Source organism: Microbacterium sp. A84 (assembly GCF_051842815.1).
Lineage (GTDB): Bacteria > Actinomycetota > Actinomycetes > Actinomycetales > Microbacteriaceae > Microbacterium.
Genome location: NZ_JBPXMS010000001.1, coordinates 60,289 through 75,198 on the forward strand (window position 1 = coordinate 60,289; position 14,910 = coordinate 75,198).

Annotated in this window: 14 protein-coding genes; 13 read left to right on the forward strand and 1 reads right to left on the reverse strand. The window is 65.2% G+C overall.

The window, feature by feature from the left end:
* The 6 genes from ACSU04_RS00320 to ACSU04_RS00345 all read left to right on the forward strand — a co-directional run bounded on the left by ACSU04_RS00320 (position 1) and on the right by ACSU04_RS00345 (position 6,312).
* Positions 1-942 carry an ABC transporter permease gene (locus tag ACSU04_RS00320; RefSeq protein ID WP_439288074.1) on the forward strand — a complete coding sequence of 314 codons (942 nt, stop codon included), beginning with the start codon at positions 1-3 and terminating at the stop codon, positions 940-942.
* Positions 939-1,751 carry an ABC transporter permease gene (locus ACSU04_RS00325; protein WP_439288075.1) on the forward strand — a complete coding sequence of 271 codons (813 nt, stop codon included), beginning with the start codon at positions 939-941 and terminating at the stop codon, positions 1,749-1,751. Before ACSU04_RS00320 ends, ACSU04_RS00325 begins: the two co-directional genes overlap by 4 nt.
* Positions 1,748-3,247, forward strand: a complete 1,500-nt coding sequence (locus ACSU04_RS00330; RefSeq protein ID WP_439288076.1) for an ATP-binding cassette domain-containing protein — start codon at positions 1,748-1,750, stop codon at positions 3,245-3,247. Before ACSU04_RS00325 ends, ACSU04_RS00330 begins: the two co-directional genes overlap by 4 nt.
* A gap of 90 nt (positions 3,248-3,337) precedes the next feature.
* A complete protein-coding gene (locus tag ACSU04_RS00335) occupies positions 3,338-5,065 on the forward strand; it encodes a carbon starvation CstA family protein (protein WP_439288077.1) in 1,728 nt (575 codons plus the stop codon).
* A gap of 6 nt (positions 5,066-5,071) precedes the next feature.
* Complete coding sequence (locus ACSU04_RS00340) at positions 5,072-5,353, forward strand: cory-CC-star protein (protein ID WP_439289389.1); 282 nt, start codon at positions 5,072-5,074, stop codon at positions 5,351-5,353.
* Positions 5,344-6,312: an ArsA family ATPase gene (locus tag ACSU04_RS00345; RefSeq protein WP_439288078.1), complete on the forward strand. Its 969-nt coding sequence runs from the start codon at positions 5,344-5,346 to the stop codon at positions 6,310-6,312. Before ACSU04_RS00340 ends, ACSU04_RS00345 begins: the two co-directional genes overlap by 10 nt.
* On the opposite strand, the gene ACSU04_RS00350 is transcribed toward ACSU04_RS00345, so the two are convergent.
* Positions 6,302-6,952 carry a pentapeptide repeat-containing protein gene (locus ACSU04_RS00350; protein WP_439288079.1) on the reverse strand — a complete coding sequence of 217 codons (651 nt, stop codon included), beginning with the start codon at positions 6,950-6,952 and terminating at the stop codon, positions 6,302-6,304. The genes ACSU04_RS00345 and ACSU04_RS00350 overlap by 11 nt on opposite strands.
* 39 nt (positions 6,953-6,991) lie before the next feature.
* Between ACSU04_RS00350 and ACSU04_RS00355 the strand changes: the two genes are divergently transcribed.
* From ACSU04_RS00355 to ACSU04_RS00385, 7 genes are all read left to right on the forward strand, one after another.
* A complete protein-coding gene (locus ACSU04_RS00355; protein WP_439277907.1) occupies positions 6,992-7,150 on the forward strand; it encodes a CopG family transcriptional regulator in 159 nt (52 codons plus the stop codon).
* On the forward strand, positions 7,147-7,851 hold the full coding sequence (locus ACSU04_RS00360; protein WP_439288080.1) for a hypothetical protein: 705 nt from the start codon (positions 7,147-7,149) through the stop codon (positions 7,849-7,851). The genes ACSU04_RS00355 and ACSU04_RS00360 overlap by 4 nt, the downstream gene beginning before the upstream one ends.
* A complete protein-coding gene (locus ACSU04_RS00365; protein ID WP_439288081.1) occupies positions 7,851-8,378 on the forward strand; it encodes a GNAT family N-acetyltransferase in 528 nt (175 codons plus the stop codon). Before ACSU04_RS00360 ends, ACSU04_RS00365 begins: the two co-directional genes overlap by 1 nt.
* A gap of 204 nt (positions 8,379-8,582) precedes the next feature.
* Complete coding sequence (locus tag ACSU04_RS00370; RefSeq protein WP_439288082.1) at positions 8,583-9,428, forward strand: DUF559 domain-containing protein; 846 nt, start codon at positions 8,583-8,585, stop codon at positions 9,426-9,428.
* A gap of 342 nt (positions 9,429-9,770) precedes the next feature.
* Entirely contained in the window at positions 9,771-13,133 is a 3,363-nt protein-coding gene (gene ileS / locus ACSU04_RS00375; RefSeq protein ID WP_439288083.1) for an isoleucine--tRNA ligase, read from the forward strand.
* Positions 13,126-14,478, forward strand: a complete 1,353-nt coding sequence (locus ACSU04_RS00380) for a bifunctional folylpolyglutamate synthase/dihydrofolate synthase (protein ID WP_439288084.1) — start codon at positions 13,126-13,128, stop codon at positions 14,476-14,478. The genes ileS and ACSU04_RS00380 overlap by 8 nt, the downstream gene beginning before the upstream one ends.
* A complete protein-coding gene (locus tag ACSU04_RS00385; protein ID WP_439288085.1) occupies positions 14,475-14,909 on the forward strand; it encodes a DUF4233 domain-containing protein in 435 nt (144 codons plus the stop codon). Before ACSU04_RS00380 ends, ACSU04_RS00385 begins: the two co-directional genes overlap by 4 nt.
* Position 14,910 lies beyond the last annotated feature (1 nt).

Sequence of the window (14,910 nt, forward strand, 5' to 3'; positions counted from 1 at the left end):
GTGAAACGCCTCCTCATCCGGATCGCGGAGCTCGCGGCATCCGTCATCATCGTCCTGTGGGGCGCGGCGACGCTCGCATTCCTCGCATTCCGAGTGATTCCGGGTGACCCTGTTTCGGTAATGCTGGGGCCGCAGGCCCAGGTGAGTGAGGCTGTGAAGGATGGCATCCGGGCGGAGTTGGGCCTGGATCGGCCTCCACTGGAGCAGTACTTGTCGTACCTCGGCCAGCTCCTGCAGGGAAACCTTGGCGAGTCGTACCAGCTGCGGATGCCGGTGACCGAGGTGATCGGTCGCCAGCTCGGATCCACGCTGCAGCTGACGGCGCTGGCATTCGTGATCGCCGTGGTGCTCGCGCTCGCGGTGGCACTGTTCGTTCGCGGGAGGGTGTCGCGGGGAATCGTCGCCGGCATCGAGCTGATCGTGCTGTCGTCTCCGGTGTTCTGGATCGGGCTCCTGCTGCTCAGCGTCTTCGCGTTCGGGCTGGGCTGGTTCCCGGTGGCGGGCACGCGCAACCCCGCAACAATCGTTCTACCGGCGATCACCCTGGCGCTGCCGGTCGCCGCTCTCCTCGGCCAGGTGCTGCGCGACGGCATCGAGGCGGCCGAACGTCAGCCGTGGGCCACGACCGTGCGGGCACGCGGCGCCGGTCAGGTTCGGCTCACAGCCCACCACACGCTGCGCCACGGTGCGGCGGGAGCGCTCACTCTGACGGCGTACCTCATCGGCTCGCTGCTGGGCGGCGCGGTGCTGGTCGAGACGGTGTTCGCCAGACCAGGGCTGGGGCGCGTGACGCTCGCGGCGATCACTGATCGCGATCTACCGGTGATCACGGGAATCATCCTGTTCAGCGCCGTCGTGTTTGTGGTCGTGAACCTTCTCGTCGAGCTGTTGCATCCGCTGCTTGACCCGCGGCAACGACGTGTGCGGGAGGCATCCACATGAACGCCGCTCGACGCGTCCTGCTCTGGAGCGCACTGCTCGTACTCGCCGTGGTGGCGGTCATGGCGTTGGTGCCGCAGGTGCTCGCCACTCATGACCCGCTGCGCACCGATGTGCGCGCAGCGCTGGAGGCGCCCAGCGTGGCGCACCTGTTCGGTACCGATCAGAGTGGGCGCGACGTGTTCTCCCGCGTCGTGTACGGCGCGGGGCGTTCGGTGGGCATCGGATTGCTCGCCACCAGCCTGGCGCTGGTGATCGGACTCGTCGCCGGCTCGCTCTCCGGCATTGCGCCGAGAGTCGTGGATGCCACGGCGATGCGCATCACCGACGTGCTGCTCGCCTTCCCGGAGTTTCTCGTCGCCCTGGTGGTGGTGGCGATCCTCGGGCCGGGGTCGACGAATGTCGCCATCGCCGTGACGATCGCCGCGGTGCCGGTGTACGTGCGGCTCGCGAGAGTGCAGACGCGGTCGCTCGCGCTTGCCGAGCATGTTGAGGCCGCCCGCATCCTCGGGGTGCGCCCGATGCGCGCGTTCACGCGACACGTGATTCCTGGCGTGCTCGGGTCGCTCAGCGTGCTGGCGACGATCGGGATCGGCTCCAGCATCCTCGCGGCCGCCGGCCTCAGTTTTCTCGGTCTCGGGCCCATCGAGCCATCGCCGGAGTGGGGCCTCATGCTCTCGGGTGGGAGAAATGCTCTCGGGACGGCATGGTGGATCGCCGTTTTCCCCGGCATCGCGATCACGCTGACCGTGGTGTCAGCGGCCATCGTCGGCCGCACGCTGCGGGCGCGGGCCGAAGGGAGGACCTCATGAGTGCGTTGCAGGTTGAGGGCCTGTCGGTCATGATCGGCGGGGCGTTCCTGGTGGAGAACGCGTCGTTTGAGGTCGCACCGGGTGAATGCCTGGCGATCGTGGGGGAGTCGGGTGCGGGCAAGTCCCTCACGGCGTCCGCGCTGCTCGGGCTGACTCCCGACTCGGCGCACGTCACGGCCGACGTGCTGACCGTGGACGGCGTCGATGCGCGAGGGTTCTCTGATTCCGAATGGCGGGGACTGCGGGGTAACCGCATCGGTCTGGTCTCGCAGGACGCCCTGGTGTCGCTGGATCCGCTGCGCCGCATCGGGGCCGAGGTTGCCGAGCCGCTGGCGATCCACACGCGGTTGTCACGCGGCGAGCGCCGAACCCGTGCGGAGGATCTGTTGGAATCGGTGTCGATGCCGGATGTCGCTCGTCGCGCTGCACAGTATCCGCATGAGCTTTCGGGCGGACTGCGTCAGCGCGCACTGATCGCCTCGGCGCTCGCAGGGGACCCGGCTGTCCTTGTGGCGGATGAGCCGACCACCGCTCTGGATGCCACGGTGCAGGCGCGGGTGCTGACACTGCTGCGTTCGATTGCGGATGCCGGCACCGCCGTCGTCTTCATCAGCCACGACTTCGCGGCCGTGCGCCGAGTGGCAGATCGCGTGCTCGTGATGCGATCGGGGCGTGCGATCGAAGAGGGCACGGTGGCAGATGTGCTGGATGCTCCGCAACAGGACTACACGCGGGAGCTCATCGCCGCGAGCATCCACCAGCCTCGTGTCGATCGATTCGGTCTGGGCGAGCAGGTACTGGTTGCTGTCGAGGTTTCCAAGACTTTCTCTGGGGTACCAGCTGTCGCCGATGCCTCCTTCACACTACTGAAAGGCCAGACACTCGGAATCGTGGGGGAGTCCGGTTCGGGAAAGACAACCCTCGCCCGCATGATCGTGGGCATCGCGACACCGGATGGCGGAAGCCTGCGCTGGCACGGGGAGCACCGCGTGCAACTCGTGCATCAGAACCCGCTGGGTGCGTTCGACCCGCGGTGGACGATCGGGAGATCACTGCGGGAGGCGCTCGAAGCAGGTGGCGTCCCGCGCGCGGCACGTGCAGCACGTGTCGCGGAGCTGTTGGCGGAGGTGGATCTCTCGCCGGGACTTGCTCTGCGCAGGCCTGCCCAAGTGTCTGGTGGTCAGCGTCAACGGGCAGCGATCGCACGGGCGCTCGCCGCGGATCCGGATGTGCTCGTACTCGACGAGCCGGTATCGGCACTGGACCCCTCAGTGCGGGAGAAAGTGTTGCAGCTGCTGCGGCGGCTGCAACGTGAACGCGAGCTCACGATAATCTTCGTGTCGCACGACCTCGATGTGGTCGCGGCGGTCGCGGACGATGTGCTCGTGATGCAGGACGGCGTGGTCGTGGAGCAGGGTCCTGTGGGTGAGGTGTTCGCCGCACCGCAGCATCCGTTCACCAGGGAGCTGCTCGCGGCAGCTTCTCCGATGACTTGACCGCGCGCTGCTATCAGCATTCTCACAGGTTTGCTACGGTTGATAAAGAGCAGTGACAGGGTTGTCGCTGCCGGAGAGGAACCAGCTTTCATGACTCCTGTATTGCTGATGTTCATCGGTTTGGCACTGTTCGTGCTCGGCTATTTCATCTACTCGAAGTATCTGTCGAAGCGTGTATACAAGCTCGACGCCTCATTCAAGACGCCAGCGCACGAACTCAAAGACGGCATCGACTACGTGCCGACCAACAAGTACATCCTGTGGGGGCACCACTTCACTTCGGTCGCGGGTGCGGCACCCATTGTCGGCCCGGCGATTGCCGTGATCTGGGGCTGGCTCCCTGCCTTCCTCTGGGTCACACTCGGGACCGTGCTCTTCGCGGGGATGCACGATCTGGGTGCGCTCTGGGCCTCGACGCGCAACAAGGGCCGCTCTATCGGTGCACTGTCTGCCCGTTACATCGGCAAGCGCGGTGCAAACCTTTTCCTGGTCGTCATCTTCCTCCTCCTGCTGATGGTCATCGCGGCCTTCGCGGTCGTCATCAAGAACCTGCTGATCAGCACCCCGTCCGCCGTGATCCCCACTTGGGGAGCGATCGTGGTGGCGTTGCTCGTGGGCGTGGCAGTGTATCGGCTGCGCTGGCCGCTTGTGCCGATCACCATCGTCGGGGTTGTCGCGCTGTACGCACTGATCGTGGTTGGCGACCAGGTGCCGGTCGTGCTGCCGGAGAGCACCCTGGGCATGAGCCCGGCGACGTTCTGGATCGTCGCGCTGTTCGTCTATGGGGCGATTGCTTCGCTGCTGCCCGTGTGGGTGCTACTGCAGCCACGCGACTACATCAACGGCGTGCAGTTGTTCGTCGGTCTCGGCCTTTTGTACGGCGCCGTACTCATCGCGACGCTGTTCGCTGCAGACAAGCCTCAGATCGTCGCGCCGATGATCAATATGGACGTTCCCGCAGGTACGCCGAGCCTCGTGCCATTGCTGTTCGTCACGATCGCCTGCGGCGCCATCTCCGGTTTCCACGGCATGGTGTCGTCTGGCACAAGTTCGAAGCAGCTCGACAAAGAAACGGATGCGCGTTTCGTCGGCTACTTCGGCGCGGTTGGTGAGGGGCTTCTCGCGCTGGGTACGATCCTCGCGGTCATCGGCGGCTTCCGTACCGTGGCCGAGTGGGAAGCGGTATACAGCTCGTTCGGGGCCGGCGGTGTCAGCGCGTTCGTAGAGGGCGGCGGGAGGCTGTTGGAGACCGGCATCGGTTTGCCGGCATCCTTGAGTGCCACGGTGCTCGCGACGATGGCAGTGCTGTTCGCCGCGACGACGATGGACACCGGCATGCGATTGCTGCGCTTCGTCGTGCAGGAGATCGGTGATTCGATGCGGATCCGAATCACGAAAGTTCCCGCGACGATCGTCGTCGTCGTGGTGGGTCTTGGTTTGACGTTCTCTCAGGGACTCGGTGGTGACGGGGGGCTGCGGATCTGGCCGCTGTTCGGCACTACAAACCAGTTGATGGCGTCGCTGACGCTGTCGATCATTGCGGTGATGCTCATCAGGAAGCGGCGCAATCCGCTGCCAGCCCTTATTCCGCTGGTGTTCGTGTTCGTTATGTCGTTCTGGGCGGCGATCGATCAGCTCGCATCCTTCGCAGACCCTGCCCAGCCCGACTGGCTGCTGTTCGTGCTCGATGTCATCATCATCATCGCGAGTGTGTGGGTGGCGGTCGAAGCGATCATCGCAATGCGCAAGGCTGCGATTGAACCGCCCGAATTGGAGGGTGAGGATGCCAGTTTGCAGGCGGTGCGCGAAGAAGTCTGATTCGTGATGCACGGTACGGCGGCCCAGCGTCTGTCTCGACGCTGGGCCGCGTTCCGGGATGGTTTGACCGAGTACTACGCGGGCCCGTACCGGCAGACGCTTGCTCGTGAGCGCCGTGACGAGGATGACCTGTTCACGCTGGTCGTGCTCGGCGAGGCGCTCGGGGTGCCAGATCCTGCCGCCTACTACAGTGCAGAATTGATGCCGATGCTGACGGAAGATTTTCACGCGTGGCACCGGCGGATGGGGATGCCCCGCTCGCCCTTGGATCAGGTCTCATGCTGTTAGCGGATGCTGGCCGGCGCATCCTGTTCATCGGTGGCAAGGGTGGTGTGGGCAAGACCTCTCTCGCGTCGGCGATCTCGTTGGCGAGAGCGCGGGAAGGTGCGCGAGTGCTGGTGGTCTCGACCGATCCGGCGCACAATCTCGGTCATCTTTGGGAACGTGAGGTCGGGGACGCACCGGTTCGCCTGGCCGAGCCCGGAGCGCTGGGCGGAGTGCTCGACGGGGTGGAAATTGACCCTGAGGCGACGATCGAGAGACATCTGGCTGCCGTGGAGCAGACGATGATCAGGCTGCTGCCGGAACGACAGCACGCTCAGGCGCGCGAGCATCTCGAGCGGGCTCGTCACGCTCCCGGCAGCCACGAAGCCGCGGTGCTGGAGCGCATCGCGGAGGCGACCGAGTTGGGGGAGCGCGAGTACGACCTGGTCGTGTTCGATACGGCACCCTCCGGGCATACTCTGCGCCTGCTTGCGCTGCCAGGGCAACTCGCGGGCTGGACCGAGACGCTGCTGCGAAACCGAGATCGCTCTGAACGATTCTCTGCGGCAATGCGCGGGCTGACCGGGAGGGCTGATCCCGCGCCCAATGCCGAGGCGGAACTGCGACGAACGTTGCTACGCCGCCGAGAGCGATTCGAGAACCTGCAGCAGGCCATCACCGACCCTGCGCGCGCCGGATTCGTCGTGGTATTCACCGCCGAGGCTCTACCGGTGGCAGAGACTCTCGAGGTCGTCAACGTGCTGACCGGAATGCACGTGCATATCACCGCCCTCGTGGCCAATCGCCGCTCTCCCGCTGATGCCGGTGAGCTGTTGCTCCGGCGCCGCGCCTTGGAAGATCGCCATCTGGAGACGATTCGGGCGAAGGTGCCGGGGGTACCGCTTGTGGAACTGCCGCTGGTGGCGGGCGAACTCACGGGTTCCGCTGCGCTGGAGAGCTTCGCTTCTCTCCTCAGTCCTTGATCTGAATGCCCAGTCCGGCCGCGATCGTGGGTGCGAGTTGCTGGATCTGATACGTCGTCAACGTCGTGCCGCGCAGGCTGTTGGCGTCGACGAAAGCTTCGGCGTCGAGCCCACGCAGATCGACATCCTTCGCCCGCAGGCCGCGCGGATCGACCTCCTGCGTATGGCAGCCGTCGAACGTCATCCTCGTGATCTCGGCCTGCGGCATGTCCAGAGTGCGGATTGTGGAGTCCGCGAAGAGGATGTCGGAGCCCTTCGCACCGCCCAGCGTCAGATAGTCGATGCGCACATCGCGGATCTCGAGCTCGTCGATGCGGGTGCCGCTGAGATCGAGGGTGCCGATTCGGCCACCGGTGATGCGTAGTCGGCGGATGCCGGCGTTGCGCAGCGTCATGGATGCGACGCGCAGGTCCTTCGCATCGACATCGAGGATTGTCGCTCCGGTGAGGTCGATGCTGTCCGCATCTGCAGTGACGGTGCACTGCTCGAGTGTCGCGTGGGCGAGGTTGACATCGCCGGCCAGATCGAGGGCCGCCTGCAGGAAGTCCGTACCGCGGGAGGGCTGGGCGGGTCCCAGGTGCCGCGGCAGGTCCGGCTGGGAAATGCGAGGGGCTGCGGGAGAATCTGAAGCTCGGGCCATTGTTCCAATGTATCCGGCACGGGATGCTATATTGCTAGCATGCAAGCAAATGAACCTGCCTCGAAGAAGGCGCAGTTCAACGTGTACCTCCCGCCTGATCTGATCCGGGAGGTCAAGCACCGGGCGATTGATGAGGGCGTCAGCCTCTCCGCGATCGTCGAGGCCGCGTTGCACGGATATCTGGAGGAGACGTCATGACGGTCGTGCAGCAGATCCTGTACACGGAGCATCCCGCCGACTGGTGGAAGCTAGCCGAGACTCTCGGCTTCGTCGCGCCGTTCCCGCCGGATGCGGCATGGGGCGAGTTCCACGCCGACGGTGTGCTTGGTATCCACGGTGTTGAAGACGAGCACGGTGTTACTGCTGCGCATCGCCCCGGTACGAATGACATCCACCTCATCGTCGAAGATCTGGATGCCGCGGCATCCGCACTGTCGGGCTTCGACGTCGAGGCCGTGACCATGGAGGGCGTGGGAGAGCTGGTCATCGTGCGCGCGGCATCCGGCGTCTCGATCTCCGTGTCCGAAGGTGCGGTCCAGCGCGGAGCCGGCGACATCGCCGTGCAGCCGACCTGGTTCCAGGAAGACCTCACCGAGCCGCGGGGGATCCTTGAAGCCCTCGGGTTCCGGGCCGGTATCGTGGCGGATCGCGGCGGCTGGGTCGAGATGCTCTGCGACGGTGGTGTGGTCGGCCTGCACGAGGGTGAGCCCAGGATCGGACTGTCGTTCGAGGCGCGTGGCGACCTCGACGCGCTGGCTGTGCGATTGCGCGATGCCGGGTTCGCAGCATCCGTTGTCGATGAGGCCTTCGCGCGAACGGTGCGGATCTCCGACCCCGACGGCGGTGACGAGGTCTGGATCAACGCAGTGCAGGAAGACCTGCACGGGTACCACCGCTGATGGGGTTCGAGCGCGACCTCGGAGACGGCATCAGCCTCGCGTTGCGCACGCCCGACATGGCGCGGGCGGTGCGGCCGGTGGCGGCAGCGAACCTCGATCGGCTGCGACAGTGGGAGCCGTGGGCGCATTGGTTCGATCCGGACGGTGCAGAAGACGACTGGAACCGCGAGCAGCTGCAACGGTACATCGACGGTCGAGCGATTCCGGCCGTGCTGCTGCACCACGGCCGCCCGATCGGCTCGGTGTCGGCGCAGTTAGACCGTTACTCGGGCACCGGCGAGCTCGGCTATTGGCTCGCCGCGGACATGGAAGGGCGTGGCATCGCACAGCGCGCGTGCCAGGAGCTGATCACGGACATGTTCGCCGACGGCATCGCACGCGTGGAGATTCGCACGGCCGTGCACAACGTCCGCAGCATCCGCCTCGCCGAGCGTCTGGGGTTCGAGCGCGAGGGAACGCTGCGCAGCGCGCTGCCCGTCGGGGATGTGCGGCACGACGTTGCCCTGTTCGGGCTGTTGCCGGGGTGATTTCGCGCCGCTGATGCCGGGCGCCCCGCTCGGAGATGTGCAGCTTCCTCGGACGAATGCGCGCAGAACCTCCGAAGAACGCGTACTTCTCCGAGGATGGCGCACGCGCTCACTCTCCCTGCACTTCGGAAAGCGCGATGAAGTTGTGCACAGAACGCGTTATTTCGAGGGCTCCGTCAACGTCGATCATCAGAGAATGACCGGATGCTGTTGCGCACGGCCCCCGACCTGGTCCAGCTCGTCACCGAGCAGGGCGGTGTGGTGCGCGTCGAACGCCTGAGGCTGCAGGGGATCGGACGCCGCGCGATCGACGGCGCGTTGCGTGACGGCAGGCTCGTGCGCGTGAAGCGAGGATGGGTGTCGACACGAGACGCCGATCCGGTGCTCGTCGCTGCTGCCCGTGCCGGTGTGGTCGTCACCTGTCTGTCGCAAGCAGCACGGCTGAAATTGTGGGTGCACGAAGAACCGGAAGTGTTTCACGTCGCAACTGATCCGAACGGGGCCGGTGGGAAGACGGAACGGGCGCATATCCACTGGTCGAAGCCGCTCGTCCCGCGGCATCCGGATGCGCTGGAGGACCCCATCGAGAACGTTCTTGCTGTGGTCGCAGAATGCGAGCCGTACGAGCGGGCGCTGGCGACCTGGGACTCCGCGCTGAACAAGGGGCTTGTCACATTGGCAGCGCTCGCAGGCTATCCCTGGAGACCTCAGGCGCGCAGGCTCCTCGCTGCCGCCACTCCGTTTGCGGACGCGGGACTGGAGACGTATCTGCGCCCGCGGTTGCATTGGCTGCGGTTGTCGATCGTCATACAGACCTGGATTGCCGGGCACCGTGTGGACGCGCTGATCGGCGAGCGGCTCGTGCTTCAGATCGATGGCGCGCATCACGTGGGTCCGCAACGCAGTGAGGACATTCGGCACGACGCCGAGCTACGGCTCATGGGGTATCACGTCATCAGGATCAGCTATCAGCAGATGATGTTCGAGTGGGCCAGCGTGCAGGATCTCATCATGCGCTCGGTCGCTCAGGGGCTGCACCTCGCTAAGTGACGCGTAGTGGAGAGCAACGCGTTCCGCCCGCTTGGAGATGTGCAGCATTCTCGGACGAAATCACCTGGATCGTCCGAAGAACGCGTACATCTCCGAGCGGGGCGCACGGCCGCAGCGCCGAAGCGCGCACCCGCGTACAATAGACACACACGCTTTGATCCGGCCATCACCGGGGAGCTCTCGGAAGAACGCAGGCAACTGTAAGTAGAACCGAGCGGGGCAGGCCCGTCATCGCCGCAGTGAGAGTGGTTGCATCGTCCCCGACGACGCAGCACGTGAGGTGGTACCGCGGTCCTGGTGGATCGTCCTCGCAGAAGCCCACGACGAACACTGCGAGCAGATATGACTTACCCCCGCAACTCCGCCTTCGGTGCAGCCGCCGACGCCACTGTCGTCCCCAGCCCTCGCTTCCCGGAGATCGAGCGCGATGTCCTCGACTTCTGGGAAAGCGATGACACCTTCCGTGCGTCCATCGCTCAGCGTGAGGGCGCCGAAGAGTGGGTCTTCTACGACGGACCTCCGTTCGCCAACGGCCTGCCCCACTACGGTCACCTGCTGACCGGGTACGCGAAGGACCTCTTCCCCCGCTTCCAGACGATGCGTGGCAAGAAGGTCGACCGCGTCTTCGGCTGGGACACGCATGGCCTCCCCGCTGAACTCGAAGCCATGAAGCAGCTCGGCATCACCGAGAAGGCCGAGATCGAGGCCATGGGCATCGACAAGTTCAACGACAAAGCACGCGACTCCGTCCTCGCGTACACCGACCAGTGGCAGGAATACGTCACTCGTCAGGCGCGCTGGGTCGACTTCGACCGCGGCTACAAGACGCTTGACCTTGGCTACATGGAGAGCGTGCTCTGGGCTTTTAAGACCCTCTACGACAAGGGCCTCGCGTATGAGGGCTACCGCGTGCTGCCCTACTGCTGGCGCGATGAGACACCGCTCAGTGCCCACGAGCTGCGCATGGACGACGACGTCTACCAGATGCGTCAGGACCCGTCCGTCACCGCGACGTTCCCGCTCACTGGTGCGAAGGCGGAGTCGCTTGGCCTGACCGGCGTACGCGCCCTCGCATGGACGACGACGCCCTGGACTCTGCCGACGAACCTTGCGCTCGCCGTAGGCCCTGGAATCGAGTACGTGGTCGTCCCCGCGGGTCCTAACGACGCCGCCGATATCCACACCGGCGACGATCCCGTCGAGGCATCCGCTCACCGCTACCTGCTGGCACGCGAACTGCTCGGCGGCTACGCCAAGGATCTGGGCTACGAGAACTCGGAGGATGCCCTGGCCGCCGTCGAGGCGACGCACACGGGTGCAGCCCTGCAGGATGTCACCTACGACCGCTTGTTCGACTACTTCGCCGACACCGAGACCTACGGCACCGAGAACGCCTGGCGCATCCTCGTCGACGACTATGTCACCACCACCGACGGCACCGGCATCGTGCACCAAGCTCCTGCCTACGGTGAGGACGACCAGCGGATCGCTACGGCCGCCGGCATCCCGACGATCATTTCGCTCGACGACGGCGGAAAGTTCCTACCGAACGTGACGGATGTTGCCGGTGAACTGTGGATGGATGCCAACCGTCCGCTGATCCGCCTCATCAAGGACAGCGGGCGCCTGATCCGCGAGGCCAGCTACGACCACAGCTACCCGCACTGCTGGCGTTGCCGTAACCCCCTGATCTACAAGGCAGTGTCCAGCTGGTTCATCCGCGTGACGGACATCAAGGACGACATGCTCGCGAACAACGAGCAGATCACCTGGGTGCCCGAAAACGTCAAGGAGGGGCAGTTCGGCAAGTGGCTCGAGGGCGCACGCGACTGGTCGATCAGCCGCAACCGCTACTGGGGCTCACCGATCCCGATCTGGAAGAGCGACGACCCCGAGTACCCGCGCATCGACGCCTACGGCTCGCTCGAGGACATGGAGCGCGACTTTGGCACGCTCCCGCGCAACCCCGAGGGTGAGATCGACCTGCACCGGCCGTACATCGATGATCTGACTCGCCCGAACCCGGACGACCCCACTGGCAAGAGCACCATGCGCCGCATCGAGGACGTGTTCGACGTCTGGTTCGACTCGGGCTCCATGCCCTACGCGCAGGTGCACTACCCGTTCGAGAACCAGGAATGGTTTGATTCGCACTCGCCGGCGGACTTCATCGTCGAGTACATCGGGCAGACGCGCGGCTGGTTCTACGTCATGCACGTGCTGTCGACCGCACTGTTCGATCGCCCGGCGTTCACCGGCGTCAGCTGCCACGGCATCGTGCTCGGCAACGACGGCTACAAGATGTCGAAGTCGCTGCAGAACTATCCAGCGGTCAGCGAGGTCTTCGACCGCGACGGCTCCGACGCGATGCGCTGGTTCCTCATGTCGAGTTCGGTGCTGCGTGGCGGTAACCTCTCGGTGACCGAGGAAGGCATCCGTGCCGGCGTGCGCGAGTTCCTGCTGCCGCTGTGGAGCTCGTGGTACTTCTTCGCAACCTACGCGAACGCCTCTGGCGGCTACCAGGCCACCTGGCGCACCGACTCGACAGACGTGCTCGACCGGTACATCCTGGCCCGACTCGGAGACCTTGTCCGTGACATGGCATCCGACCTCGAAGGACTCGACTCGACCACGGCATCCGCACGGCTGCGCGACTTTGCTGAGGTGCTGACGAACTGGTACATCCGTCGCTCACGCGACCGATTCTGGGTGGGGGTGACCGAAGACCCGAAGAGCCGCGAAGCCTTCGACACGCTGTACACCGTGCTCGAGACGCTGACCCGGGTCGCCGCGCCCCTCGTGCCGCTCATCAGCGAGCGTGTGTGGCAGGGCCTCACCGGCGGGCGCAGTGTGCATCTGACCGATTGGCCGGATGCTGCCGAGTTCCCCGCCGCTGACGACATCCGCGATGCGATGGATGCCGTACGCGAACTCTCCAGCGTCGGTAATGCGCTGCGCAAGAAGGAGAAGCTGCGTGTGCGTCTGCCGCTTGCGCGCTTCACCGTCGTGTCTCCACTGGCCGATTCGCTCCGTCAGTTCGAGGGAATCCTGCGGGAGGAGCTCAACGTCAAGTCGGTCGAGCTCGTACAGCTCACCGACACGGCAGCGAGCGAGTATGGCATCAGTCACCGCCTCAGCGTCAACGCTCGCGCGGCAGGCCCGCGCCTCGGCAAGGAAGTGCAGACCGTGATCAAGGCTGCCCGCGGCGGTGACTGGTCAGAGGTCGAAGGCGTCGTCACTGCCGGAGGCATCGCACTGGAGCCTGCGGAGTACGACCTCGCGCTCGAGACCACCGGCCGCCCCGAGGGCGAAGCGCTGGCAATCGTCCCCACCGGCGGCTTCGTGCTGCTCGACACGCAGACGACCCCGGAGCTGGAGTCTGAAGGTATGGCGCGCGACGCGATCCGCGTCGTGCAGGAGGCCCGCAAGAACGCTGGTCTCGACGTCAGTGACCGCATCGTGCTCGCACTGAACGTCTCGCCGGCGAATGCGGAGGCGCTGCAGGCGCACGCTGAGCTGATCGCGGGGGAGACCCTCGCCATCGGCTTCGCCGTGCAGGCGACGGATGACATCGATGAGCTGGTCAAGAACGTCACGAGCCCCGGCGACGGTGTCTTCCGCAGCGGCGCGACGGCCCTCGGATCCGAGAAGGCATCCATCATCGTGACGATCGATACGAACATCGAGGGAGCGAAGAATGTCTGACCGCAAACGCGCCGATGCTGTGTACGACGCGCTACTGGCTCGCGCCGGCGAGCGCTGGGTACAGCCGCGTAAGGAGCGCACCGCACGCATCCTGGACCTGTTGGATAACCCGCAGCGCACCTATCGTGTCGTGCACATCACTGGCACGAACGGCAAGACGTCGACGGCTCGGATGATTGAGAGTCTGCTGCGGGCGCACGGACTGCGCACCGGGCTGTTCACGAGTCCGCACCTGGACCGCTTCACCGAGCGCATCATGATCGATGGCGAGCCGATCGACGATGGTGCGATCGCCGATGCGTGGGACGAGATCGAGCTCTTCGTCGGGATGGTGGATGACGAACTCGAAGCCGCGGATGACGCACCGCTCACCTTCTTCGAGCTGCTCACTGTGCTCGCGTTCGTTGCGGCAGCGGATGCTCCGGTCGATGTTCTCGTGCTCGAAGTCGGCATGGGTGGCGAGTGGGATTCCACGAACACCGCCGATGGCGATGTCGCCGTATTCGCGCCGATCGATATCGATCACGCCGACCGCCTCGGAGAAACGATCACTGAGATCGCGCAGGTGAAGGCCGGAATCATCAAGGAAGGCGCCGCCGTCGTCTCTGCGCAGCAGCCAGCCGAGGCTGCCCTGGTGCTGCGTCGCATCGCCGCCGAGAAGAACGCCACGATTGCCTTTGACGGTGAGGAGTTCGGTCTCGCCGAGCAGAAGCTTGCCGTCGGCGGACAACTGCTGACGGTCCGCGGTCTTGCGGGGACGTACGTCGAGGAGTATCTGCCGATATACGGCGCGCATCAGGGCCACAACGCGGCTCTCGCGGTCGCAGCGGTCGAGTCGTTGATCGGCGCGGCTTCGCAGCGTATCGCTGACGACATCATGGCCGATGGTCTGCAAGGAGCGACCTCGCCTGGCCGCCTGCAACTGCTCGGCATCGCGCCGACCGTGATCGTGGATGCTGCCCACAATCCACACGGGGCGAAGGCTCTCGCGCAGGCGCTGGACGACAGCTTCGATTTCGATGAGTGGGGTCTCGTGCTCGGCGTGCTCGCTGACAAGGATGCCGCCGGTATCATCGCTCACCTCGCGCCAGCTACGGCCCATGTGTTCGCGACGGCGCCGACGTCGGAACGCGCGAACGACGCAGACGCCATCGCCGATCTGGTCGAGCAGACCGGACATCGTGCGACCGTGCACGCCTCACTGGCGGAAGCAGCGGATGCTGCCCGAGAGTGGGCGGCGTCATCGGACCGTCGTGCTGTCGTGATCGCGGGATCCGTTGTACTCGCCGGCGAGGCCATCGTGCTGGCGGAAGAGGACGACTGGAAGTCAGGGTGGCGCGCATGAGTGACTCAGCATCCGTACCCGCACCTCGCCGCGCCCGTGCGCCTCGCACACTGGTGCAGAAGCTTGTTCCGATCATCCTCGGCTTCGAAGCAATCGTCGTGCTGCTGGCAGGACTGACAATCTTCGGACTGAAGGCGCTGCCATCGAACATTCCGCAGTGGTGGGCGATCATCGGAGCGGTGATCGTCGCCGTCGCGATGATCGCGGTCGCTGGAATGATCACCAGGCCGTGGGCGATCTACGCTGGCTGGTCGTTGCAGGTGGTTGTGGCGCTCGCCAGCTTCTTCGTTCCGGTCATCCTGCTCGTCGCGCTGATTTTCGGCGGCATGTTGGCATATGCGACGATCATGGGGGCCCGGTTGGATGCACCACGTCCCGCCGACGCGAATTCGAATATTTCCGAAACCGATACTCATACAGAGAGTGACTGAC

Bases quoted from the DNA above. Each gene is read 5' to 3' on its own strand.
- ACSU04_RS00365 (WP_439288081.1), top strand. From the start codon at position 7,851: ATGGGGTTCGAGCGCGACCTCGGAGACGGCATCAGCCTCGCGTTGCGC.
- ACSU04_RS00355 (WP_439277907.1), top strand. From the start codon at position 6,992: ATGCAAGCAAATGAACCTGCCTCGAAGAAGGCGCAGTTCAACGTGTAC.
- ACSU04_RS00340 (WP_439289389.1), top strand. From the start codon at position 5,072: ATGCACGGTACGGCGGCCCAGCGTCTGTCTCGACGCTGGGCCGCGTTC.
- ACSU04_RS00385 (WP_439288085.1), top strand. From the start codon at position 14,475: ATGAGTGACTCAGCATCCGTACCCGCACCTCGCCGCGCCCGTGCGCCT.
- ACSU04_RS00370 (WP_439288082.1), top strand. From the start codon at position 8,583: ATGCTGTTGCGCACGGCCCCCGACCTGGTCCAGCTCGTCACCGAGCAG.
- ACSU04_RS00345 (WP_439288078.1), top strand. From the start codon at position 5,344: ATGCTGTTAGCGGATGCTGGCCGGCGCATCCTGTTCATCGGTGGCAAG.
- ACSU04_RS00350 (WP_439288079.1), bottom strand. From the start codon at position 6,952: ATGGCCCGAGCTTCAGATTCTCCCGCAGCCCCTCGCATTTCCCAGCCG.
- ACSU04_RS00335 (WP_439288077.1), top strand. From the start codon at position 3,338: ATGACTCCTGTATTGCTGATGTTCATCGGTTTGGCACTGTTCGTGCTC.
- ACSU04_RS00325 (WP_439288075.1), top strand. From the start codon at position 939: ATGAACGCCGCTCGACGCGTCCTGCTCTGGAGCGCACTGCTCGTACTC.
- ACSU04_RS00360 (WP_439288080.1), top strand. From the start codon at position 7,147: ATGACGGTCGTGCAGCAGATCCTGTACACGGAGCATCCCGCCGACTGG.
- ACSU04_RS00330 (WP_439288076.1), top strand. From the start codon at position 1,748: ATGAGTGCGTTGCAGGTTGAGGGCCTGTCGGTCATGATCGGCGGGGCG.
- ACSU04_RS00380 (WP_439288084.1), top strand. From the start codon at position 13,126: ATGTCTGACCGCAAACGCGCCGATGCTGTGTACGACGCGCTACTGGCT.
- ileS (WP_439288083.1), top strand. From the start codon at position 9,771: ATGACTTACCCCCGCAACTCCGCCTTCGGTGCAGCCGCCGACGCCACT.